We start from the raw sequence: 24,049 nt of genomic DNA on the forward strand, positions 1-24,049 counted from the left end.
GCGTCATTCCGGTGACCATAGGGTGTCATTCCAGTGCTTGACATACAGCTTTACAAATATTTGTTTGTAAAGGCAGTATGTTAAGTGTTATAGCCGGTTTTGCCTCAAAGACAAAGGTGTCATCCCAGTGCCTTGACTACTTGGATCCAGGAAAATTGATTGTGCATTATACAACATTTTCGATCAAAAGCTGGATTCCAGTGGGCTTTGTTGCATAGCAACCGAAAAAATCTGGTAGCTACTGACAAAATTCATTATAAATAACCATTTAACTGTTGAAGAAAAAATATGCCACAGAAAATGAAAGTCAGTAACCAAAACGAATATAACAAATTCCTTGAAAAAAGGGGAAATATTTTTCGTTACATCGATGAAGCTATCGAAAATTGGTATGAAAATAGTCCAAAAATGCAGGGCGGCAACTATATTTACAGTGATAAAGTCGTAATTTTGGTGCATATAATTGTCAATCTTTTTAGAATTGGTTTAAGACAAACGGTGGGGTTTATAAAAGGATATCTGCAACAAATAGGAAAAAATTTGGCAGTTATCAGCTATTCACAAGCATCAAGAAGGTTTAAAAAACTTAATATTAAGATAAATGATTGCAGGGTTGATAAAAGCAACATGGAAAATATTGAAATTATCATAGATAGCACAAGTATCAGCATTTACAGTAACACTCCTGGCCACAGTAAGGAAAACAGTGCAGATAGAAAGTACCGAAGCTACGAGCAAGTAAGAAAGTTACATGTTATGTTAAGTGTGAATAGTAAAAAAGCTATAGCTGCAAGATACAGTAATGGCGTCTACTCTGACCACTATGGAGCTTGCGATTTGCTTGAAGAAGTTAATTTTCAGCACAAAATAAAAGCATTATATGCAGATAGGGCATACGATAGGCACAAACTTTATAAATTGTGTAAGAAATACGATATAAAGACAAAAGTTCTACCAAAAAAGGATGCAGCAGAACATTCAAAAATAGATTATATGTCTGACAGAAATGCTGCTATTAGGTTAATAAAATTATATGGACAAGATGGTGTAAAAGAGTGGAAAAAGGAAGCGATTTATGGAAAGAGATCTTACATAGAAGGATTTTTCTCAAGGTTGAAGCAAGTATTTGGATTTAGCTTTAGGAATAAATCTGAAGTAAATCGTGAAAAAGAATTACTAATTAAGTGCTATTTGCTCAACAAATTCACTGATATTGGTATGGCTAAATTTGAAATCATTACATAAATTTGTCGTAAACCATCACTGCTTAAGGTGCTATGCAACAAAGCCATTCCAGTGTCAAGCACTGGAATGACAGGAGAGGGGTGCTGGGATAACAAGGAGAGAAATACTGGAATGACAAAAATTGGCACTGAGACGATAGAAAAGGAGCACTTATGGAATATGGCTACAAAGGCTTATACTCCTCAACATCACCTGATTTTGCATCCTCGATGCCTGAAAGGATTTCTTTAATGATGTTATAGCTTAGCTCAGGGTTATCTTCAACAACTTGACCAATTTTAGCCCAATGCTCGATTTGTTGTGGTACGGAACGATTTTGTAACATAGAATGAGACTGTACTATTTCCTCAAATTCTCCATCAAGATTTACTGTTATATCCATGATATTGTTACTTCTACTTTAAGCTATTATACCATATATTGGAAATTTTTTCAATATAAAATTTTCATCTGGAAATACACACCACATTCAAGCTGTGGTGTGTACTGACTGGTTAGAAAGAAAACTTCACACCAGTAAGAAGGAGAATTCCTTGGTTAGAAGGTGCCTCTTCTGTGGTACTACCTGCTTTTGTAATTTTATGATTTGCGTTTTGTTTCTCGTTAGTCATAAAATAATGGAGAGCTGCATAAGGAACAAATTTGCTCTTACTGCATGCAGGAGACAGATCATATTGAACGCCAAGTGCACCATCATGAAGCATATCTCCATCATTCATTCTGCTACCAAAGTACGTCAAACTTGTGTAGATATTCTCATGTTGATACCCAGCTCCTACGGTCCAATACATGGTATCTATACTATCTTTACCAAATTGAGCTTCCAGCCCTTTCACTCTCTTGTCATCATCAGTAGTACCTTTACCATCAATTTCCGTATAGATATCACCAACTAATTTTTTAATACCCTTCGGTTGGCCAGATTTACCCAAATATGCAAAAGAGGCAGCAAACTTTACGCCTTGGTCTTCATTGATCTTATAATCAGCGCTTACACCCAAATTAACACCCATAAGGTCATTGTACTCTACAAATTCCTTATAAAGATGCTTATCTTTACTTGGTTTTTTCGCTTGACCATACTCACCAACTGCAGAAGTTTTAACTTTCACCTTATATTTATCAAAGTCATATTCATATGATGCACCAGCACTTATTATGTGCTCATAGTCTGGACCGACATGTTTTATCTCTTCCTTATGTTTTATTTTATCATTATCTGTACTATCCTTGAAAGGAACTGTTTCTTTTACAGTAAACAAGCTACTATCATAGCGAGGTGAATAGCTAACACCAAACCTTGCGCCCATATAATTTGGTGAGTAGTAAGCAACTCTAAATGGCAGTGTAGTCATAACGCCTTTGTTATATTTCCCTGCCATGCGGAAAGAGAATTTTTCACTTTCACTCGAAAAACTTTCAGTGTAAAGACGCGGTGTTACATAAAATGGAAAGCTCGCAGCGCTTCCTTCTAAGTTCACTTTTCTGAACCAGTCACTATCTGCAGCTCCGTCAACAGTTGCAATTCTTGTTGCATCAAGTCTCATTAGAGCCTCAGGACCAAATTGGTAACCAAGCTTCACGTCACCATATTTTGAGTTAACAAACACATGCGCACTTCTGCCTTTTGCAGCATAAACACCCTGTGAAGCTCCCTTACCTTCGGTCACTGGAACATGAAACTGCACGTCAGCACCATAAAGAAGACCTAAATCTTCATTCTTATTTTCTGCTCTGAGGTGCAATATCGCATCAGCAATCATACCCATATTATCGCTATAGTCACCGATATTTCCTATTCCCTCAGGGAACACTGGATTTGCTCCTTTTACACCATTATTAGCAGGAAGAGCATAGTAATATGTAGATCTATTTGGCATAACGTTATAACGTTTATACTCTTCATTACTTGGTCCAGCTTTGCCATAACCTTGAGCATCAACAACACCACCGAAAGTTATTCTTAAATTACTTTGCCCTTGGTTGGTATCGATAATATCAACTCCACCAACTGAAACAACAGGATTTGCCTTAACTTTTTCCTCTGTATTTTTGTTAACAACTTTTACATCCTTCTTTACATCTTTAGCTTCAACTTTAGCATTCTTAGTTTTAGAACGCTTAGTTTTTGAAACTTTACCTTTTTCTATATTAGAATTCTTAGCGCTTAGAGCTTTCGCTTTTGAATCCTCTATAAGCTTTGCTTTTTTCTCATTTGCTAGCCTGATCTCCTCTTTTTTCTTCTGCTCGGCTGCTAATCTCATCTCCTCCTTTTTCTTAAGCTCTTCAGCTTTTTTTCTTGGATCAGCATTACATATTCTGTCCATCTTTTCTTTCAGTTTTTTATTTGATGTTTTCATAACTTCTGTTTTTCCAGAAGTTTTTGTGCTCTCTTGCTTTTTTATTTCCTTCATACTCTCATCAGGAAAGTCAGCTGCAAAGCCGCTGAAAGAATATAAAGTTAATAGAGAAGCTAGAGCAGTTCTAGTATAAATAGATTTTTTCATGAAGTGCCCCCAAAAAATTTCGAAATCATATCTTAAATGTAAATAGTATAAAAATGTTGAAAATTCAACTTAAAGCAACCTTATAACGAAAATAAAAGTAAAATGCAATACCTTAAAAGCAACTTTCTTAATACGCTCAACGTGTATATTAACCAAAATTTAGTACAGAGGTTCGCTTGTTAGTGCATTATAACTCTATATTTATTCTATGGAAGTAAAATTTTTTTATTCTAGCAATAGAAAGATTATAGAAAATACTATTGACAATAATATCAATCTACATTATAGTTAAATAAATTGTTTAGCTGATAGTAGATTAAGGTAGTTATGGATTTTAGTTTTTTACGCAATTGGTTTAGCACCACAGGTACTAGTGCAAGTAGTATAGATTCACAATTAGGTGATGTTGAACAATAAAGCTCCATCTTAGCAGATAACGGCAAATATAAGGTGGATGATGAGTTTGAGATCATTGAAGATTATGAATTTATAAATCCTGCTGACCCAAATGAACCACATTCTTTACCTTCTTCTTACCAAATAGATGAAAGTATTGCAGAAATTGCAGGATTTAATAAAGAGAAATTATTGGAAATGAGTAATTTCTGTAAAATAAGCTATGGCGATGACGACAATAAGCTAAGTGAAAAAAGATGTCACAACTTAGCTGAAGGAGTATACAAAACTGAATTTAAAGTTGTAGAAGATTTTGAAATTATTCCATCCACTGAAAAAATGTATAAAACTAGAGCTGAACTTATTAGTGAAGGTTATGAAATTATTCCATTTGGTAATGGATTCGAAAAAGATGCTGGTCATGTTTTTATAAAAGATAAAGAAATAACAATAGCTTACCATGGTACTCGTTTGAAAAATCCATTAGAATATGGCTTATCGGGCTTAAACGATGGAATCACTGATTTCAATTTGTTTTTTACTCCCTCAGAACTTTTACCTGAAGGTGGAAGAATGCATCGTGGCTTTAATAATTCGTTTCAAGATTCATGGCCTAATCTTTATGGCATTTTGAAATCTCATGCTGAAAAACAAAAATCAGAAATAAAAGATTTTAGAATTAATCTCACAGGTCATAGCATGGGAGGAGCTATTGCTAAGATAGCTGCTTTATGCCTCAACAAAAAAGAAGGCGCTGAAGATGTTCATGTTGCAACTTTTGCTGATCCAAGGGTTTTTGACCTTACTGCTAGTGAAATTTATAATGACGCTCTTCAGGAAAAAACCATAAGGGTCACTCACCACAGGCAAGATCCAGTGCCAGCAGTATTACCTGGTTCGTTTGGTTATGCTCACGTAGGTGCACAATTAAGAGTACCAACACCAGAAGGATATTCTGGTATAGATTATTTTCATGGAATAGATGGTTATCATGAAGCTATTAAGATGATGGATGAAAGTGATTTCAAGTCAAATAATAACGTATCTCTCTTTTACTATCCTGCTAGAGCATTAAGTCGAATTAGCTGTGTGCTTGGAGGTAATGCTCAACATTATTTTGCCAATTTCCAAAATTATATTTTTGGCGAATCAAATTTTTTTGAGAAAGTAAAAAAGGAATATCAAGATAATAAATTAAAAAGTTCTTCTCAGGTTGAACAAGTAGAAGTTGAGCAGATAGCACATGAAAGTTTCCCAGCAATAGGTGGATAGCTACTATTATGGAGCAATTGTTAGATTGCTCCATAATATCTGTTCATTTAAATTCAATACAAAACTTTCCACCACAAGTTATTTCCCATTCTTCTTTAAATTTCTTTAGGTATTCTTTTTTTTCGCACTCTAAAAGCAGCTCTTCCACACTTTTGTTGTAGCTTTCAGTAGTAATCCTTCCCTGATGATGCATGAACCTTAAGTAAATTAAATAAGTGTTAATTACATCTGTTTCACAATAATCTCGAATCTCTTGTATCTTGCCGCTATCGTATAAGCCCATAACTTGTGACCCATCAACTCCAATCTTGCCAGGAAGATTAAATGCTGCACAAACTTCGTTCATTTTTACTCTCGCAGAAGCTCCAAAATCAGAGAGGGTTTCAAGCAAATCACAATGCCAATCACTGCTATATCTCTGATTGTAACTATTCCACTTATCGCCAGCTTTATGAAAATATTCTGCTTGAATGCCATGGATCATAGCACGATACTTCAGCACTGGTATATCAAAAGTGCGACCGTTGAACGAAACTAGTCTTGGCTTTTTTTCTGATATGTAGTTAAAAAATCCTTTCACTAGCTCCTTTTCACTGGAATTTAGTGTGCCTCCAGATCTTATTTCTTGCAGTGTGAACACCTCATAACCGCTCTGGTGGCTTATATTGCAAAGTAAAAAACTAATAACTACAATTTGGTGGAAGGGCTGACGCAGAAAAGAGTTTTGCCCGTTTGTTATTTCGAGATGATACTTTGTTAATGCATCCCTCTTCTCTTCTACACTACTATCGCCACTAATATTGAGTAAATTCTTGCAGGAATTTACATCTGGTATAGTTTCAATATCAAATACCAATAAAGAATTAAGCATTGCCTATATACTCCTCAGGGCGGTCAATCCAAGGTCGCACTTTTACAAATAAAAAGAGGTGTACCTTGCACTCAAATAATTTTTCTAGTTCAGCACGCGCTTCGATATTAATTTTTTTAATATTACTGCCATCTTTCCCTAGCACTATTTTTTTATGACTATCTTTCAACACGAATATGATCTGTTTTATGACTAAACTCTTATCTTTTTTTTCCTCAAATTGTTCAGTTATAACAGCTGTAGAGTATGGCAATTCTTCACGCAAGTTCAAGAATAATTTTTCTCTCGTAATTTCTGCTGATAAAAAATTTGTCGAGGAATCGGTTATTTGATCTTCTTCATAAAACCAAGGGCTCACCGGTGCAACTTCAGATAAGTAATTCATCAAATCAGAAAGTCCATCATTCTTTAATGCGGATATTGTAAAAACCTTTTCAAATTTATAAAGCAAATTCAGATGCTCATGCGCCATCTTTAATTCAGGCCTTTTTACCAAATCAGTTTTATTGATAACCAAAATGCATCTGCCTTTTGTGCGCTGCAGTCGTGCAAATATAGTCTTAATTCTTTCTATATTTTTCAAATAATTGCTTACATCAACAAGCAACAAAGTGATGTCATCACCCTTGATTGCTGACCATGCAGACTTGACTAAAGCTTTTTCAAGTTTTGTTTCTGCTGAGAAAATTCCTGGGGAGTCAGTAAAGACAATTTGTGTGTTGTTGCATGTTGCAATACCCCTTATTTGCGTCCTTGTTGTTTGCACTTTAGGGGTGACAATTGCAATCTTCTTGCCTATGATGCTGTTAATTAATGTAGACTTCCCAGCATTTGGTAAGCCAGCTATGGTTACAAATAAGCACTTTTGTTCTTTCACAAAGGAAATTATAAAGAAAACTGGATGCGAGCGTCAAGCTACTTGGATGACATCATTCTCCTGTCATCCAAGTAGCTGACACTGGTTCACTCTATAATGGTATCACAGCAGTCCTACGTCATACCGCCGCGGCGCTAACAAGTAGCAACTGTTCTCCCAATGGCGTCAACTTAAGGAAAAATATAAGCGATAGTGTGTAAAATTTCTCTCTAAATTTTTTATCATAAAATTATCCAAAGAGTAAAAAAAAACGCTGTTGTTTCTATAAAAAAGTTTAAAATGTGTCCTTTCTATAAGGAGACATGCAGAAAGGAAAAAATCTTATTTTACAAATTAAAAATACAATATACTCAAAAACTTTTCAGAAGATCCATAGGAGGGTTTGCTAATGGTGCGCCAAGAAGTGCTTGGAGAACAGTTGGTGAAAATCCAACACAAACAAAGTCTAGCCAACAGTTTGGAACAGACCACTATGTTGCATGAGGTAACGAGTGTAATAGAGCTAGTGGGATGGACAATGCAGGGTACAACGAAAGTGAAGGGATTGAGTTCCGAAATACCTGAAGACATAGAGGTCGACATTTTCATGGCCATGGAAGACAGCATGAAGGATAACGTAAAGGCAAGTTATCACTCACTCTATCGGGATCTGAGACCGTGCCATGTATTGAAATGGACTTCAAGTGAACTTGGGAGATCCTATGCATTCCTACAAAGGTACGCTGGAACAAGTCAACAAAGGCAAGAACTAGCGGAAGATGCAGGGGAAGTCGGACTGATTGATAGTACTCAGAATGTGGGAAAGCCACGTACAAGGGGAAGCGATCAGCAATATAGTAACTGGAATAGGGATTGCTAGGCCAATACAACGGAGGTTGGAATAACATGCAAAATAAACTAAACCAGATAGCAGTAAGAGCAAAGCAAGATAAGCGACTAAAATTCACATCGTTAGTCCATCTGATAAATACAGAGAATCTTGCGAGATGTTATAAAGAACTGAAGCGTAACAAGGCTTGTGGAGTAGACCAGATAACAGTGGAATCATACGGAGAAAATCTGAATGAGAAACTCGAAGTGCTAGTAGAAAGTATGAAGAGGAAGCAATATCAACCACAACCAGTAAAGAGGGTATATATACCGAAAGCTGGAAGTAAAGAGAAACGCGGACTCGGAATACCATCGACCGAGGATAAATTAGTACAGATTATGCTGAAGAAGATATTAGAAAATATTTACGAGGCAAACTTTCTGGACAGCTCATATGGATTTCGACCTGGAAGAAACTGTCATCAAGCGGTAAATGCACTAGATAAAGCAGTTATGTACAAGCCAATAAACTACATTGTAGAAGTGGATATCAAGAAGTTCTACGATAATATACAGCATAAATGGCTAATGAGATGTCTAAGGGAACGAATAACTGACCCAAATTTGCTGTGGTTAGTAAAGCGGTTTCTCAAGGCAGGGATAGTCGAAGCTGGAAATTATGAAGCAACAAAACAAGGTACACCCCAAGGTGGTATAGTAAGTCCTGTATTAGCAAATATATACTTACATTATGTGTTGGATTTATGGATAGAAAAGAAATTTAAACCAAGATCCAGAGGATATATACAACTAATAAGGTTTTGCGACGATTTTGTGGTTTGTTGCGAAAGTAAGGTAGACGCGGAAGAATTTCTGGAATTACTGAAACAAAGGCTAAATAAATTTGGGTTGGAAGTATCTGAAAACAAGACCAGAGTAGTAAAGTTTGGCAAGAGGGAGTGGCAACAAGCGATAAGAGAGAAACGAAGGACGGAAAGTTTCAATTTTCTGGGGTTTACGCACTATGGTGCAAAAAGTCGTCGTGGTAGATTAATAATGGGACATAAAACCTCAAAGTTAAATCTAGCCAGAAAACTAAAAGAAATCAAGGAGTGGTTGAAAATAGTCCGCGGAAGTATTCGACTTAAAGATTGGTGGCAAGTACTGAAGGCTAAATTAACAGGACACTATAACTACTTTGGTATTAGCGGAAATTATTGGTGTTTGAAACAATTTTACACATCAGTAAGAAAGCTAGCATTTAAATGGATAAATCGGCGTAGTCAGAAAAAGAGTATGACCTGGGAACAGTTTGTACACTACGTAGAAGTAAATCCATTACCAAAGCCAAAAATACATTTTTCTTTATATGCATAAGAGGGACGACTGTGAAAACTAATATTGATGAGCCGTGTGCGGGAAATCTGCAAGCACGGTTCTTTAGGGGGAGTTGTAGTAATAAAACTCAAACGAGAGGAGTAAAGCTACAGCTTCTACCGAACAAGGTGAAATAGAAAACCACTTGTCGGCTAAAAGCGAAGAGAATAATCGAAGAAATGGGAGAAATGCAAAAACTTTACGTACAAGTGCAGAGCTATTAACACCAAGAGATAGAGAAGGAAGTTTCGAACCACAAATAGTCAAAAAAAGGCAAACAAACTTACATCCAGAGCTTGAAACGAAGATTTTGAGCACATTTGCCAGTGGTATGGGCTATAGAGATATAGTGTCACATGTTGAGGAAATTTATGATCACAAAATATCGGCGGCAGAGATATCAAGTATTACTGACAAATTGCTACCAGTAATCAACGAATGGCGTAGTCGCCCGCTGCAGTCTGTATATCCGATAGTTTTCATGGATGGCATGTTTTTTAAAGTCAAAGAGGACGGGCATTGCGTAAGTAAATGCATGTATAACATATTAGGCATAGATCAAAATGGCAAAAAAGAAGTATTAGGTTTTTATTTGGCTGAAAGTGAAGGAGCTAACTTCTGGTTGGGAGTGTTAAATGACCTCAAAGAAAGAGGAGTAGAAGATATCCTTATTGCCTGCGTTGATGGGCTAAAAAGCTTTCCTGCAGCTATAAACAGTGTCTTTCCTAATGCGGAAGTGCAGATGTGTATAGTGCATCAGATACGCAACTCACTGAAGTATGTGGCCAGTAAAGATGCGAAGAGTTTTTTGAGCGATTTAAAGAAGGTATATCAAGCTTCAAGCAAGGAAATTGCCGAGAATTATCTGTTGGAATTGGATGAAAAATGGGGCACAAAGTACCCTATGGTTATAAAATCTTGGCAGAATAATTGGGAAAACTTGTCTGGTTATTTTAAGTATTCTGGTCCAGTTAGGAGGATAATCTACACCACCAATCCCATAGAGGGGCTACATAGGCAAATTAGGAAATTCACTAAGACCAAAGGCTCATTTACCAGCATAAATGCCTTGTATAAGCAGGTATATTGTGCTATAAAGAAGGCAGAGGAAAAGTGGACGATGCCTGTACATGATTGGGCATTAACTATCTCTCAACTTGATGTTTTCTTTCCTGGCAGATTGAAAATTGAGTCGAACTAAAAATGCGGTTTGACACAGTTTATTTAACACTCCCTGTCATTCAGCATGGTAGCGGTTGGATCATTCAAAAAATACCACTTCATTCTTTTTGCTTCTAACTTTTCTATTTTTTACTGTAAATTTTTGCAGAGTTCTCTCACATTTACTCTCTGATTACCTTTTTGTCTTGCTTTGTTTATCTGTTTTAACGCTCCACTAAACGGATACCCAATTGTTCAACACTGTCTATTTCAATTTGTAAAGTGTCCTTTATAAACTTATCAGCCTGGTCTGTACTCATAAAAACTGTATGTTTATTGGGCATTAATTTTTCTATAGTGGCTCTATCTTTTTCGTCATATGTATATTTAAGAAGCTCATCAATTTCTTTGTCCTTCAGATGAGATGTGCAATTATAGCTATGCTTTTTGAGATCCAGAAATTTAGCAAAGCTATTACAATCGTTCTCATGGTGAAAGGTTACATTTATACCTACTATTTCGTCCGTTTCTTGCAACTTTCCATCTTTAGCTATCTGTGCCTTAGCAAGAGCAACTGTAGGTTTATGGCCATAATTTGCTCCAATAATCCTTCTTATTGAGTGTTCTATTGCCATTTTTTGCACTTTGGGATTTTCATCGAACTCTTTCAAAAAATTAAGGTGTAAGTTAATATATTCAGAGTATTTCAACCTGTGTTTTTTATATATAGTTGGTTTGCAGGGCAGTTCATTTGTAGGTGATTTATAGCTTGCAAGAAGCAACTTTTGTTCATACTGTTCATTACATTCTTTTACCCCTTTAAAATGTCTTTCATATTGAGTCAATCCATCTTTTCCTTTTTTCTCCATCCTTTGCAAAAATTTCTCTACTGGCTCTTGTTTGGCTGGAATAATTTTGCGTATAAACGGAATTTGTTTTTGCAAGCTAACCCAATATGGTAAGCAGACAACTTTTGCATCTTTCGAAAATAGACCTTCTAACTTTTTCACTGCATTGTATAAATTTGCTGATTCTGGTTTATAATGCCCACTATTGTTGTCTATATAAGTTATTTTACCATTTACCACTTTTATTAAACCAGAACATAAAACTGGCCTACCACCTGCAAGAGTTGAATGACGATAAGCCCACTCGTTTTTATTAACATTAATATGTTCATGAGTTACCAATCTGCCATCAAGCGTGATCACATAAGCTACACAACCTTTTTTACCCTTACTAATTTTATCAGTTGTATCATATAGCTTGCCTTCTAAGTCGTATAACCTTAGTTCCCCATCTTCCTCACCAATAAATTTGCTTTGATCAAACTGTTCATCAGAGTTAAAATACTTAACCTTTGTATTAGTTCTAGGAATTTTTCTTCCTTTAACTCCAACTTCTGAAAATAAATTATAGCGTGGAAAAAAATATGTAAATTTACTTTCTATCCAGTGTAAAATTCTGTTTATAATACCAAAAACTTTTTTGTTACCTAAATCAATAGAGAGTTGCTGTTCTTTTGGTACTGTTTTATGATTGGACTTTGTACCAGATTTGCCAAATTCTTTGGCAGCATATTTAAACTTTTCTAGTAAATATTCCTTACGCTCTTTTGATACTGACATTTTTACCTCACCAACTATCATTTTATATTATTTTAGACAAAAAGTCAATTTTTCTTAATATGTTGATAAAATGAAACTTGAGTGAGAAATATTTAAGTAATAATTTTCCGCCACAAACAATACTTTCTTTGTTTGCTAGTGCAATAGAAGTCTAATCTACTTTCAGTTCTTCAGTATGTAAACTGCGCGGTAAGGACTCTAATTCCTTTGCAGCACTTAAGTTTTTATTTTTTGCATGTATACCAAGCTTATTGAATTCTCGGGCAGCAGGAAACACCCTTGCTTCAAGCGAACCAGCAGTTTTATTATAATGATCGACAGCACTTTTTAAGCTCCTGCGCAAATTATCAAAGTTTTCACCCATTGTGCAAATGCGCTCATATAAAATATGACCTAGTTCACTGATTTTTTTTGCGTTTTCAGCTATCATCTCTTGCTTCCATCCATATGCTATTGCTCTCAGCAATGCAATTAGAGTGATCGGTGTTGCAATGATCACTTTTTTTTCCACTCCAATCTCTATCAAAGCAGGCTCATATTCCAGTGCTGCGCTAAAAACCCCCTCCCCTGTTAAGAAAAGCACCACAAGTTCTGGCGTATTTTCAAATTGATTCCAATACTCTTTTTTACCCAAGTCATTTATGTGTTTTTTTATTGCCAGAGAATGATTCTTTAATTTCTCCTTTTGTATTTGCAAATCATTTTGTGATATAGCATCCATGTAAGAATCAAGCGGCACTTTAGCATCTATTATTATTTGCTTTCCAGATGGCATTTTGATTATTAAATCAGGACGCAATAAATTATCCTCATTTTTATCAATTACCGATGGCTGAGTAAAAAAATCGCAATATTCAATCATTCCCGCCATTTCTACCACTCTTTTGAGTTGCATTTCACCCCACTTTCCTCTAATGTGGGGCTTTCTCAAGGCATTAGCAAGGCTAGAAGTTTGGTTCATCAGCGCTCCAATTTGCTCCTTTAAACCTTCATAGGCCCCTACCCTCTCTTTTTCCAGCTCACGTATTTCATTATCGAATTTTTCTAATTTTTCTTTTATTGGAGTTACAACTTCGTTGATCGTTGCTTGTCTTTTTTTAAAATCGCTTTCCGTTTCTTTTAATTTACTATCGATTACTTCCTTCGCTAAGTTCAGAAAATTATTGTTATTTGTCTGCAAAGCATCAAGAGAGAGCGCTTTAAAAGTGTTTGTTAATCTCTCCTCTGCTTTTGTTAGTAACTCTATTTCCTTTTTCTTTTCCTCACGTTCTTTTTGCAGAGTTACTTCAAGCTCTGCTCTTTTGACCCTTAAATCAACTATTTCTTCATTCTTTGTAAGTAAAGTTTGCTTTGTTTCTTGAAGCTCACGCTCTAATTTACATAAATTACCCTCAAGGTTTGCTTTCTTTTCGCTCAGTTTTTTTACAATAATGTAGAAAAATAGTAATAGAGAGACAACCAGAGCTATAGAATTGAAAAGCATCAGAATAAAAAAACTGCGTTTACAATTCTATATGATTTTTGTGTGTATAGCTATAAGTAACGACGTCATACCGCACACAACTGTACGAATGTCTAGTTTAGTTATAAAATGTATATAAAATATTAACCGCTGATGTCATCCCAGTGCTTGACACTGGGATCCAGGAATTTTATTAAGTTGGTAAGCATAAAAGTAGCCGTTTTATGTTAAAATACAACGTTTTGATGATTATGAAAAGGCTGGATTCCAGTGTCAAGCACTGGAATGACAAGAAGAGGGCATGGGATGACAGGAGCGGAGCTATACAAAAAGAAGTAAAACGGCTCTAAAGATGATGCTATAGAAGTTTTTAGTACTTGCTCGCAACTTTCGACAATTTAATAGCACTGGTGTTTACAACCTCTCCGCCGACACGCTTAGTGACAAAAAACCTCACATAAGGTTTATTCGTATAAGGGTCTCGTAATATTCTCATTCCTCTGTTATCTACAATCTTATAAGCTTGTTTGAAATCTGCCATCGCAATTACCGGTAGCTGATTGTTTGGCACCGGTGGCATATCGGCAGACTGGTATACTGGCACTCCCATTAAGGTATCTGGAGCTTCAAGCGACAAACTTGGTTGCCAAAGATATTGACCTGTTTGAGCTTTTAGTAGCCTAACATTCTTCAACGTACTCCTGTTCATCAAAAATGATGCATTTTTGGAATAATATTCATCCAGAGAGTAATACAATATCATTATTGAATCACTATCTAATTTTTCAGTTTTAACTTGCTCTATTTTATTATAACTGTTTCCATTTTCATAAGCTAAAATTCCTTTGGGTTGAAAAGTGCCCTCACCCTTAATGAAGGCTTCGCTTTCTTCCTTGCTAAAAGTCTCGGCAATCTTTTCCACCAGCCAACTCTCAACATCGACAAACGCATCATCGAGTAACTTTTGTGATATCTGTGGTTGAGCATATAACTCGTAAGTTGTTATGGAAATTTTTTGGATTTTAGGTGTGTCCGTATCTTTTGCAAAATCATACTTAGATTTATTACCACCGTCCTCATCATCTACTGTTTCACTACTCCAACCTGCACCGGCACGGTCAAAATCTTCTATAATGTAATCCAATGTTTCAGTAGAGATTCTTTGACTGGAGCATATTTGTCGCATTGGGGACGAATCAGTTACGCGCTTGTTTATGCGTTTTACAATATGCGGAGTAACTAGATACCCTCCGATATCATTATCATCTCCACTGAGGGTTTTGTGTGATAAACCGCTTTCCATTCCCTTGCGGATATAATCAGAAAAATATTTATCGCTTGTGCTAAAATCTGTATTTACTTCTGGACGTTGAGCTGCAGTTTCGATCAAGTCTAAACGCTCTTTGCAACTATCAATGGTATTATTTACCTTGCATAGCTGCTCAACTGTTGCAGAATCAGCACGCCCTTTGCTTTCAATTTCTTTTAGTTTGCGATCATTTATTAATTTAAATTGCTCCCATGATGAAGCGAGTTCATTGATACGGTGAGCGATATCGGTAAGTGACATAATAGCCTCCTTTGAAAATGAAATGAAAATGGAAATAAGGTAATAGGAATGGTACTCATAGATGTTTTCCACAGTTGTACGAACATTGCAATATGGTACATAGTAAACGATGTCATTCCAGTGCTTGGCACTGGAATCCAGGAATTTTAATTATAAGAAAGCACACTAATTAATAAGTATAAAAGTAGCTGGAAAATAAACATTTTTGATATGGAAACCAGTGTCTGGGCACTGCCGTCTTGGATGGAAAACTGGATTCCAACGCCACGCGCTGGAATGGCATCATTTGTTTATCTGTTGAAAATAGCGTGGCACTTTGTACCACGCCTAGTACTGTAAGCTTAATTCAGTAATTAAATTAAGCGGGACAAAATAAAAGATAACAACACTATATAATGTTTGTTTTTTTATGTCAAGCACTTTTTTTTATCTGCTTCAATTAGTAAGAGATTTCAATATTAATTCTGCACTACTTGCAGGATCATCACTTCTTGTAATGGGCCTACCAATTACGATATAATCAGCTCCTGAATTTATTGCTTCTTTTGGCATTGCTGTTCTTTTTTGGTCGTCATGACCTGGATCTATACGAATTCCTGGAGTAATAATTTTAAAGTCTTCACCGCATTCTCGGCGCACTTCTTGAGCTTCCAATGCAGAACAGACTATTCCATAAAGTCCAATCTTTTTTGCAAGCTTTGCAAGCAAAATTACCTGTGATTTTGCCTCTCTTGCTACTCCAAGCTCGTTTAAATCCTCATCGCTCATACTAGTTAGCACCGTTACTCCAATCAGCTTTATTTTTGTGCCTTGCACTACACTTAGTGCTTCTTCAAGCATTTTTGTTCCACCGCTGATGTGCAGAGTTAACATTTCAACGTTCAGAACTTTTATTACTTCAACTGTTTTAGCTACAGTGTTTGGAATGTCATGCAATTTCAGATCTAAAAAAATTGGTACATTGCATTTTGCAACTTCTTGCACTCCAGAGAGACCATGAGCAGCAAAAAATTCTAATCCCAGCTTTACCATGCCAACTTTACCACACAGAGCATTAGCTAGAGAAATAGCCTCATTTAAGTCTTGTGTATCCAGTGCGCATATTATTGGGTTCATTATATACCTCCTTGTACAATTTTTTTTATAATAAGACTAATCATCGCACTTTACAAGTTCTACATTCCGGAATTGACTGCGTCTACAACGTTCTGCCCATGGTGAAATTGGCAACTTGGTCGGAGTGGATAAACAGCTGTTAGGTAATCCATATCCAGAATCTCCCTCGGATTCATATCCAGGATCTCCTGCATGTAAAGGAACAGATGTTTCGTTTGGCGATGATGCATATACAAGATCTTCCAGCGAAGAAGCAGGCGTTTCGTCTGACAAAAGTCGTGCAATTTCTTTTTGTAACGCAAACTTTAATATTTGAGTCGTGTTTAGTATTGCTTTTTCATCATTATCTCCTGTTGGTCCTTCTATTTGGTCTGTTATACAGCTTATCAACAGTTGCATAAAATTTACTTGTTCTTTCTTCTCTTTCAAAAAACCTTCTTCAAGTTGTTCTATTTGAGCGTCTTGCTTCAAAAGTAAATTTTTTAAACTTTTCGCCTCATTGTTACAATCTTTTCTTATTCCGTCTAACTCAGAAGATTGATTTTCAATTAAACCATTTGCTTCATCTAACTCTTCAAATTTCTTTTTTAATTCTTGAGATAAGTTTTTATTTTTCTGATTAATTTCTTTAAATCTACATTGTAACTCATCTAATTCTACATAAAGTTCTTCTTGTCTTTTATACAATTCTTCTTTTTTTTTATATAATATATGTTTTTCTTTACATAATTTTTCTATTTCCTTATCTAATCTCTCTTTTTCTTTAGATAATTTTTCTATTTCTTTATGAATTTCTTTATTTTGTAATTCTTCATATTTATTATTGTATATTTTCCTTTTCAATTCCGTTATGCGTTCTTCTTTTTTAGCTATATCATTTTCTTTTTCTTGTAACTGTTCACATAAACGCGAGATTTTACAAAGTAATTCTTCTTCTTGCTCACCAAGCTCATCTTTTTCCTTCGTTATTTTTTCTAATTTGCCTATTATTTCAAATACACGGTTTATTTTAGCTTCTAATTTTTGCTCTAAAGATTCTTTTTCTTTAAGAAGAGATTCTTTCTCAACTTCTGACTCATTTACTTTCTGAGCCAATTTTTTTGCTTTCTTGTCTAAATTTTGCTTTTCTCGAGTTAATTCATGTGATTGATTCTTTAATTTTTCCACTTCTTTGTTCGCAGCTTCTTCAGCTTCCTTTCCTAGAGTTATTTTATTTTCTAACTCTTGCTCTTTCTGAGCGAATTTATTTCTCTCAATCTCTATTTTCTTATTATTACGAATTATTTTATATAAAAGTGCAAGCACCAAAATAGATAATGCAGCTAAAGCAAGAATTAGAGGAAGAGGCACATTAGAAGTTACAATAAGCGCTAAAGATGTAAGTAACGTCAAGGAACTAGCTATAAAATAAAATGTGTTAGCTTTGTTAAACAAATTGCTCATTACCCCTCCTCCATACACAAAGCAGTCTTGTATATATTTGTTAAGATTCTCTTATCTGTGGAGGTTCCTGCACTTACATCTTTAAGGTGTGATAGGAATTATTTGTTGTATCTTTAAAAGGCGATGAATGAGGGATGTTTATATTTGTATCAAGACTTTCGTGATTTAGTTGCTCTGAATTTTCTTTATTCTCATCCTCATCTTCCTTTTTAGGAGATAGAGATTTTCTAAGATATCTTCTTGGTGTGGATGTGCGAGGAGAAAGTGGTTTCGGGAAAGTTAGTCCATTAGCAAGCTTATTTTCACCTGTTCCTTCAAATTCTGATGAATGTTCACTGCTTATATCTGAAGAAATGGAATGACTAGGCTTGTCTTCCTGCTCAATTACTGCTTGCAGACGTTTAACTTTTCTTTCCAAATCAGAATTACGTCTTCTTAATTTACTGCATTCGTCATCCAAATCTTTTTCGCTACTTTTCAACTTACTGTTATTATCGCGCAACTTTTCATTTCCTTTTCTTTCTTGATCCAAAAGTTTATTTAACTCTCCGATCTTATTAAGATCTTTAGTTTTTTCCTCTTCTAATTCCTTGCATAGTTTTTCTTTTTGTTCTAAATCTGCAGCTAGCTGGATCGTTTCTTGCGCTTTTTTACTTAACTCTTCTTTCAATCGTCTTTTTCTTTCTACTACATCCCTTAATTTAGGTTGTAAACAAGAAGTTTCGCCTTTTTCTTTTCTTAACTGCACTACTAATTCTCTTACTTTTTTCCTTTTCTTTTCTAAACATGTTTCCAATTCTGTTATTCTTTCTTCTAATAAAAGAGCTAAAGTTCCTTCATATTTTAATTCATGTAACTGCCTTTCTAAGGAATCTACTTCTTTTTGAGGTTGAGATAATTCCTCCATTAAAGAACCTACTCTTTCATTCAATCTTGCATTTTCATCACGTAACTCTTGGTATTCAAGAGAAAGCATCTCCTCTTTATGTTTTAACTAACCTTTAACTTTCACTTCCAACTCTGCATTTTTACTACGTAACTCTTCTTTCTCATTATTAAGAGTATCTATTTGACTTTTCAATCTCTGGATTTTACTATCTCTATCACTTGACTTTTTTAGAGTATCATCTAATTCTTGTTGTGCATCAGTTAGCTGTTTCTTTAACTGCTCTATTTCCTTATTTAACCCTTCAATCACTCTGTCTGCATCTTGCTTTTCTCTAGTTAATTTATTTAATTGATTCTTCACTTCTTTGTTTGCAGCTTCTTTAGCTTCTTTTTCTAGAGTTATTTTATTTTCTAACTCTTGTACCTTACTCTCAAATTGTTGTTTTACGCTTTCTAACTCTTGCTCTTTTTCAGCAAATTTATTTTTCTCAACCTCTATTTTCTTAATCATTTTACATAAAAGTGCAAGCACCAAAATAGAAAGTATAGACAAACTCAAGGCAACAGGAAGAGCTACATTAAAGGCTGCAACTGAAGACAAGAACTCAACATAATGGGCAACAGCAAGTGTCCCAGATGCAAGCAATACCAAAGTAGCAAAAGCACCAGCTATAAGATATGGTGCATTGGTTTTACTATACAAATCCCTCATCCTCACAACTAATAATGGTTATAATAGCATGGATATCAAAGGAAGTAAAGCTATAAAAATCAGTATAAGTCTATATTCACTATGTATTTCCCGTCTTCAGTTTCAAGCTCAGACTGCATCCACTCTATCATTTCCGCATTGCAAACTGCTTGTAGGTCATTCTGCGCGGATTGATTCAATTTGTCCTCTCGTAGATCTGCTTTTATCACTAATTTCTTTATCAAATGCTTAACTGATACATTATTATCTGCTTTTATCTTTCTGATAATGTTTAATATCTGCACGCAATTGTCTCCCATTTCCTCTGAATATTTATCGTAGATAAGCTCTTCTTTGCTCGGCCAATTACTTTGATTGTGTACAGAATTATAACTATACAACTGGTGGTATATCTCTTCTGTAATGTAAGGCAAAAAAGGTGCAAATAACCGCAAAATAATATTCAGTACATATGCCAAGCTTTGTTTTGCACTTAAACTGCTTCCGTACGCGCGTTTTTTTACTAATTCCAAGTAGTTATCACAAAAATCCTTCAAAAAAAATTCCTCTATTACGCCCAAAGCTTCGCAGTATTCAAACTGTAATAGGTTATTCGTTGCTCTTTCTATAACTTTGTATAACTTAGACAATATCCACTTATCCATTGTCTCGTGAGCAGAATTTATGCTCATCACTTGATGCTTTTCCATGAACATGGAAACGAACTTGCTAGCGTTCCAAAGTTTTGTAACTAGGCGCTTGCCAATTTTGAATATATTTTCAGAGTAGACTGTATCAACTCCAAGCCTTGAGTTCGCTGCCCAATAGCGCACTACATCAGCTCCATAAGTTTCAAGTATTACATGAGGAGTGATGATGTTACCTTTTGATTTACTCATCTTTTTCTTATCATCGGCTAAACACCAACCGCTGATCATAATGTTTTTCCAAGGTAAAGAATTTGCATGATAATGTGCCTTTAAAATAGTATAAAAAGCCCAAGTTCTTATTATCTCATGGCTCTGGCTGCGCAGATCTGCAGGAAATATTGTATCATAGCGATGATTTGGCAAGCTAAACTCACTATTTACTGCAAGTGCACTTAGTTGAGGAGTAATTGAACTTGTGGCCCAGGTATCCATTACATCTTGATCTGGGATAACCTCTTCTTTGCTATACCCTTTTGGTAAATCTTTCGATGGATCTATAGGTAGGGCCTTTATTTCAGCTAGAATAATTTTACCTTCTTCTCCCTTACGTTTGGAATACCACGCTGGAAATGGCACACCAAAATAGCGCTGCCTTGAAATGCACCAGTCCCAATTTAGCCCTTCTATCCACACTTCCATACGTTTACGCATAGTAGCTGGATACCAATTGCATTCTTTTACTTTATCTAATACTTGAGCTTTTTGCTCTAAGGTCTTGATAAACCATTGATAAGTAGGCAATATCTCAAGTGGTGCACCAGACCTTTCTGCGCATTTGACAGAATGAGAAATGCTAGTGCTTTCTATCAAAAGTCCTTTTCCACTCAAGATTTCAATTATCCTCTTTCTTGCTGCTACAATTTTTAGTCCATTTATTTCATAGATTCCAGCGTCACGCGCTGGAATGACGCCGGGGTGTGGTGGAATGACGTCTTCTTTTGTCATCTGAGTAGCCCTTTCTCCTGTCATCCGAGTAGCCCCTATGGTGTCATCCCAGTGCCCAGACACTGGGATCCATACTCTTTCCTTCTGACCATGTGGTGGATGCAGGTTCATCCTCCCATCCTGATCGATGATAATTTTCATCGGTAGATTATGCTTTTGCTGCCAATATATGTCGAGTTCATCACCAAACGTAGAGCACATAACAAGCCCAGTGCCTTTATCTATTTTAACCTTATCATCAGCTATTATTGGAACTTTTTCCTTTGTTATTGGCACTACGGCTGTTTTTCCGATCAGATGAGTGTAGCGCGTATCCTCTGGATGACAAAAAACTGCAACACATGCTGGAAGTAATTCAGGTCGCGTAGTTGCAATATTGATCTGCTCATTTTCTTGAGTAGAGAAAACTATCGTGTTTAAGGATGACTCAAAAACTTTATCTTCTATTTCTGCTTGCGCAATTGCGGTTTTATCAACCGGGTCCCAAAGGATGGGCTGCATTTTTCTATATGCATATCCCTTATTATATAGATCAATAAACGACATTTGAGAAAGCGTCACAGTTTCCTTGCTGATCGTGTGATATTCCAAACCCCAATCGTAACTAATGCCGACTGATTTAAATAGTTCCTTGAATTCTTGCTTTGATTTTTCAATAACCTCATGGCACATCTCTATAAATTTTTCTCTGCCAACTTCTTTTGCACGGGTTTTATAGGTTTGTTCAACCAATCTTTCAGTGGGAAGCCCATTATCATCAAACCCAATTGGATAAAACACATCTTTTCCCAGCATGCGCTGAAACCTTGCAATAAAGTCTGTGTGGCAATAGCTAAATATATGACCGATATGCAATTTACCCGATATTGTTGGTGGAGGTGTGTCTATAGTGAAAGTGTTATCCTTTTCACCATTCCATTTATAAACTTTACTGCCTTCCCATAATATGTTGCATTTGTCTTCAACTTCTTTAAAGCCGTATTTTTCTTTTAACATAAATATTTCTCAATTTTAAACCTTAAGCTAGCAACGTCATACCGCGATTCATTCGCGGTATCTCTAGATCCCGCTAACAAGCAGCGGGATGACGATTGTCGGTAAACCTAAATTACTTTAGCTATAGCACAATTAAGTAAATACGGCAATTTTACGCCAAAATTTTTTGTTTACGAACATAAATTTTCTATGCTATGATAAAAATATTACTTGACCTTAGGTTCTAAAGGTATTATGTAATGTTAATTATATATATTGAGGTTCGTTATGGTGCGCCAAGGTGCGCCAAGAAGTGCTTGGAGAACAGTTGGTGAAAATCCAACACAAACAAAGTCTAGCCAACAGTTTGGAACAGACCACTATGTTGCATGAGGTAACGAGTGTAATAGAGCTAGTGGGATGGACAATGCAGGGTACAACGAAAGTGAAGGGATTGAGTTCCGAAATACCTGAAGACATAGAGGTCGACATTTTCATGGCCATGGAAGACAGCATGAAGGATAACGTAAAGGCAAGTTATCACTCACTCTATCGGGATCTGAGACCGTGCCATGTATTGAAATGGACTTCAAGTGAACTTGGGAGATCCTATGCATTCCTACAAAGGTACGCTGGAACAAGTCAACAAAGGCAAGAACTAGCGGAAGATGCAGGGGAAGTCGGACTGATTGATAGTACTCAGAATGTGGGAAAGCCACGTACAAGGGGAAGCGATCAGCAATATAGTAACTGGAATAGGGATTGCTAGGCCAATACAACGGAGGTTGGAATAACATGCAAAATAAACTAAACCAGATAGCAGTAAGAGCAAAGCAAGATAAGCGACTAAAATTCACATCGTTAGTCCATCTGATAAATACAGAGAATCTTGCGAGATGTTATAAAGAACTGAAGCGTAACAAGGCTTGTGGAGTAGACCAGATAACAGTGGAATCATACGGAGAAAATCTGAATGAGAAACTCGAAGTGCTAGTAGAAAGTATGAAGAGGAAGCAATATCAACCACAACCAGTAAAGAGGGTATATATACCGAAAGCTGGAAGTAAAGAGAAACGCGGACTCGGAATACCATCGACCGAGGATAAATTAGTACAGATTATGCTGAAGAAGATATTAGAAAATATTTACGAGGCAAACTTTCTGGACAGCTCATATGGATTTCGACCTGGAAGAAACTGTCATCAAGCGGTAAATGCACTAGATAAAGCAGTTATGTACAAGCCAATAAACTACATTGTAGAAGTGGATATCAAGAAGTTCTACGATAATATACAGCATAAATGGCTAATGAGATGTCTAAGGGAACGAATAACTGACCCAAATTTGCTGTGGTTAGTAAAGCGGTTTCTCAAGGCAGGGATAGTCGAAGCTGGAAATTATGAAGCAACAAAACAAGGTACACCCCAAGGTGGTATAGTAAGTCCTGTATTAGCAAATATATACTTACATTATGTGTTGGATTTATGGATAGAAAAGAAATTTAAACCAAGATCCAGAGGATATATACAACTAATAAGGTTTTGCGACGATTTTGTGGTTTGTTGCGAAAGTAAGGTAGACGCGGAAGAATTTCTGGAATTACTGAAACAAAGGCTAAATAAATTTGGGTTGGAAGTATCTGAAAACAAGACCAGAGTAGTAAAGTTTGGCAAGAGGGAGTGGCAACAAGCGATAAGAGAGAAACGAAGGACGGAAAGTTTCAATTTTCTGGGGTTTACGCACTATGGTGCAAAAAGTCGTCGTGGTAGATTAATAATGGGACATAAAACCTCAAAGTTAAATCTAGCCAGAAAACTAAAAGAAATCAAGGAGTGGTTGAAAATAGTCCGCGGAAGTATTCGACTTAAAGATTGGTGGCAAGTACTGAAGGCTAAATTAACAGGACACTATAACTACTTTGGTATTAGCGGAAATTATTGGTGTTTGAAACAATTTTACACATCAGTAAGAAAGCTAGCATTTAAATGGATAAATCGGCGTAGTCAGAAAAAGAGTATGACCTGGGAACAGTTTGTACACTACGTAGAAGTAAATCCATTACCAAAGCCAAAAATACATTTTTCTTTATATGCATAAGAGGGACG

General features: G+C 35.9%; 21 protein-coding genes and 1 pseudogene. 10 read left to right on the forward strand and 12 right to left on the reverse strand.

The window, feature by feature from the left end; translation table 11 throughout:
• The first annotated feature begins 77 nt into the window (after positions 1–77).
• Positions 78–218: a hypothetical protein gene (locus tag ACQH1X_RS05035; RefSeq protein ID WP_425385879.1), complete on the forward strand. Its 141-nt coding sequence runs from the start codon at positions 78–80 to the stop codon at positions 216–218.
• Between the two features lie 70 nt (positions 219–288).
• Positions 289–1,245, forward strand: coding sequence for an IS5 family transposase (locus tag ACQH1X_RS05040; protein WP_264735368.1), 957 nt, complete (start codon positions 289–291; stop codon positions 1,243–1,245).
• A gap of 163 nt (positions 1,246–1,408) precedes the next feature.
• On the opposite strand, the gene ACQH1X_RS05045 is transcribed toward ACQH1X_RS05040, so the two are convergent.
• A complete protein-coding gene (locus tag ACQH1X_RS05045; RefSeq protein ID WP_250295244.1) occupies positions 1,409–1,627 on the reverse strand; it encodes a ParD-like family protein in 219 nt (72 codons plus the stop codon).
• 112 nt (positions 1,628–1,739) lie between these two features.
• Positions 1,740–3,752 (reverse strand): WD0745 family porin, encoded by a 2,013-nt coding sequence (locus tag ACQH1X_RS05050; protein WP_425385880.1) that lies wholly within the window; start codon positions 3,750–3,752, stop codon positions 1,740–1,742.
• A 450-nt stretch (positions 3,753–4,202) separates the two neighbouring features.
• Here ACQH1X_RS05050 and ACQH1X_RS05055 point away from each other — a divergent pair, with 450 nt between their 5' ends.
• Positions 4,203–5,420 carry a lipase family protein gene (locus ACQH1X_RS05055; RefSeq protein ID WP_425385881.1) on the forward strand — a complete coding sequence of 406 codons (1,218 nt, stop codon included), beginning with the start codon at positions 4,203–4,205 and terminating at the stop codon, positions 5,418–5,420.
• A 43-nt stretch (positions 5,421–5,463) separates the two neighbouring features.
• On the opposite strand, the gene ACQH1X_RS05060 is transcribed toward ACQH1X_RS05055, so the two are convergent.
• Positions 5,464–6,291: a 3'-5' exonuclease gene (locus ACQH1X_RS05060; protein WP_425385882.1), complete on the reverse strand. Its 828-nt coding sequence runs from the start codon at positions 6,289–6,291 to the stop codon at positions 5,464–5,466.
• Positions 6,284–7,168 (reverse strand): GTPase Era, encoded by an 885-nt coding sequence (era, locus tag ACQH1X_RS05065; protein WP_425385883.1) that lies wholly within the window; start codon positions 7,166–7,168, stop codon positions 6,284–6,286. Before era ends, ACQH1X_RS05060 begins: the two co-directional genes overlap by 8 nt.
• Positions 7,169–7,447: 279 nt before the next feature.
• Here era and ACQH1X_RS05070 point away from each other — a divergent pair, with 279 nt between their 5' ends.
• From ACQH1X_RS05070 to ACQH1X_RS05090, 5 genes and pseudogenes are all read left to right on the forward strand, one after another.
• Positions 7,448–7,651 carry a hypothetical protein gene (locus ACQH1X_RS05070; RefSeq protein ID WP_425385884.1) on the forward strand — a complete coding sequence of 68 codons (204 nt, stop codon included), beginning with the start codon at positions 7,448–7,450 and terminating at the stop codon, positions 7,649–7,651.
• Positions 7,641–8,027 carry a hypothetical protein gene (locus ACQH1X_RS05075; protein WP_246433168.1) on the forward strand — a complete coding sequence of 129 codons (387 nt, stop codon included), beginning with the start codon at positions 7,641–7,643 and terminating at the stop codon, positions 8,025–8,027. The genes ACQH1X_RS05070 and ACQH1X_RS05075 overlap by 11 nt, the downstream gene beginning before the upstream one ends.
• Positions 8,028–8,053: 26 nt before the next feature.
• A complete protein-coding gene (gene ltrA / locus ACQH1X_RS05080) occupies positions 8,054–9,355 on the forward strand; it encodes a group II intron reverse transcriptase/maturase (RefSeq protein WP_425385808.1) in 1,302 nt (433 codons plus the stop codon).
• 11 nt (positions 9,356–9,366) lie between these two features.
• Positions 9,367–9,492 carry a hypothetical protein gene (locus ACQH1X_RS05085; RefSeq protein ID WP_425385885.1) on the forward strand — a complete coding sequence of 42 codons (126 nt, stop codon included), beginning with the start codon at positions 9,367–9,369 and terminating at the stop codon, positions 9,490–9,492.
• Positions 9,480–10,556 (forward strand): annotated as a pseudogene (locus tag ACQH1X_RS05090) (IS256 family transposase); the annotation flags it as partial. The gene ACQH1X_RS05085 and the pseudogene ACQH1X_RS05090, both read left to right, overlap by 13 nt.
• A gap of 184 nt (positions 10,557–10,740) precedes the next feature.
• Here ACQH1X_RS05090 and ACQH1X_RS05095 read toward each other — a convergent pair.
• The 8 genes from ACQH1X_RS05095 to ACQH1X_RS05130 all read right to left on the reverse strand — a co-directional run bounded on the left by ACQH1X_RS05095 (position 10,741) and on the right by ACQH1X_RS05130 (position 21,965).
• The gene (locus tag ACQH1X_RS05095; protein WP_425385886.1) at positions 10,741–12,144 is read right to left on the reverse strand and encodes a hypothetical protein; all 1,404 of its coding nucleotides are present in this window, start codon (positions 12,142–12,144) and stop codon (positions 10,741–10,743) included.
• A 151-nt stretch (positions 12,145–12,295) separates the two neighbouring features.
• A complete protein-coding gene (gene rmuC, locus ACQH1X_RS05100) occupies positions 12,296–13,627 on the reverse strand; it encodes a DNA recombination protein RmuC (RefSeq protein ID WP_425385887.1) in 1,332 nt (443 codons plus the stop codon).
• Positions 13,628–13,976: 349 nt separating this feature from the next.
• The gene (locus tag ACQH1X_RS05105) at positions 13,977–15,176 is read right to left on the reverse strand and encodes a phage major capsid protein (RefSeq protein ID WP_425385888.1); all 1,200 of its coding nucleotides are present in this window, start codon (positions 15,174–15,176) and stop codon (positions 13,977–13,979) included.
• A gap of 435 nt (positions 15,177–15,611) precedes the next feature.
• Positions 15,612–16,292, reverse strand: a complete 681-nt coding sequence (pyrF, locus tag ACQH1X_RS05110) for an orotidine-5'-phosphate decarboxylase (RefSeq protein ID WP_425385889.1) — start codon at positions 16,290–16,292, stop codon at positions 15,612–15,614.
• A 36-nt stretch (positions 16,293–16,328) separates the two neighbouring features.
• A complete protein-coding gene (locus ACQH1X_RS05115; protein ID WP_425385890.1) occupies positions 16,329–17,735 on the reverse strand; it encodes a hypothetical protein in 1,407 nt (468 codons plus the stop codon).
• A 73-nt stretch (positions 17,736–17,808) separates the two neighbouring features.
• The gene (locus tag ACQH1X_RS05120) at positions 17,809–18,666 is read right to left on the reverse strand and encodes a hypothetical protein (protein ID WP_425385891.1); all 858 of its coding nucleotides are present in this window, start codon (positions 18,664–18,666) and stop codon (positions 17,809–17,811) included.
• Positions 18,667–18,729: 63 nt separating this feature from the next.
• A complete protein-coding gene (locus ACQH1X_RS05125; protein WP_425385892.1) occupies positions 18,730–19,326 on the reverse strand; it encodes a hypothetical protein in 597 nt (198 codons plus the stop codon).
• A 68-nt stretch (positions 19,327–19,394) separates the two neighbouring features.
• On the reverse strand, positions 19,395–21,965 hold the full coding sequence (locus ACQH1X_RS05130; protein WP_425385893.1) for a valine--tRNA ligase: 2,571 nt from the start codon (positions 21,963–21,965) through the stop codon (positions 19,395–19,397).
• Positions 21,966–22,326: 361 nt separating this feature from the next.
• On the opposite strand from ACQH1X_RS05130, the gene ACQH1X_RS05135 reads away from it, so the two are divergent.
• Both ACQH1X_RS05135 and ltrA (ACQH1X_RS05140) read left to right on the forward strand, forming a co-directional pair.
• Complete coding sequence (locus ACQH1X_RS05135) at positions 22,327–22,713, forward strand: hypothetical protein (RefSeq protein WP_246433168.1); 387 nt, start codon at positions 22,327–22,329, stop codon at positions 22,711–22,713.
• Positions 22,714–22,739: 26 nt separating this feature from the next.
• A complete protein-coding gene (gene ltrA / locus ACQH1X_RS05140; RefSeq protein WP_425385808.1) occupies positions 22,740–24,041 on the forward strand; it encodes a group II intron reverse transcriptase/maturase in 1,302 nt (433 codons plus the stop codon).
• The last annotated feature ends 8 nt before the right edge of the window (positions 24,042–24,049 follow it).

The sequence above is a fragment of the Wolbachia endosymbiont (group A) of Barypeithes pellucidus genome, assembly GCF_964030885.1.
GTDB lineage: Bacteria > Pseudomonadota > Alphaproteobacteria > Rickettsiales > Anaplasmataceae > Wolbachia.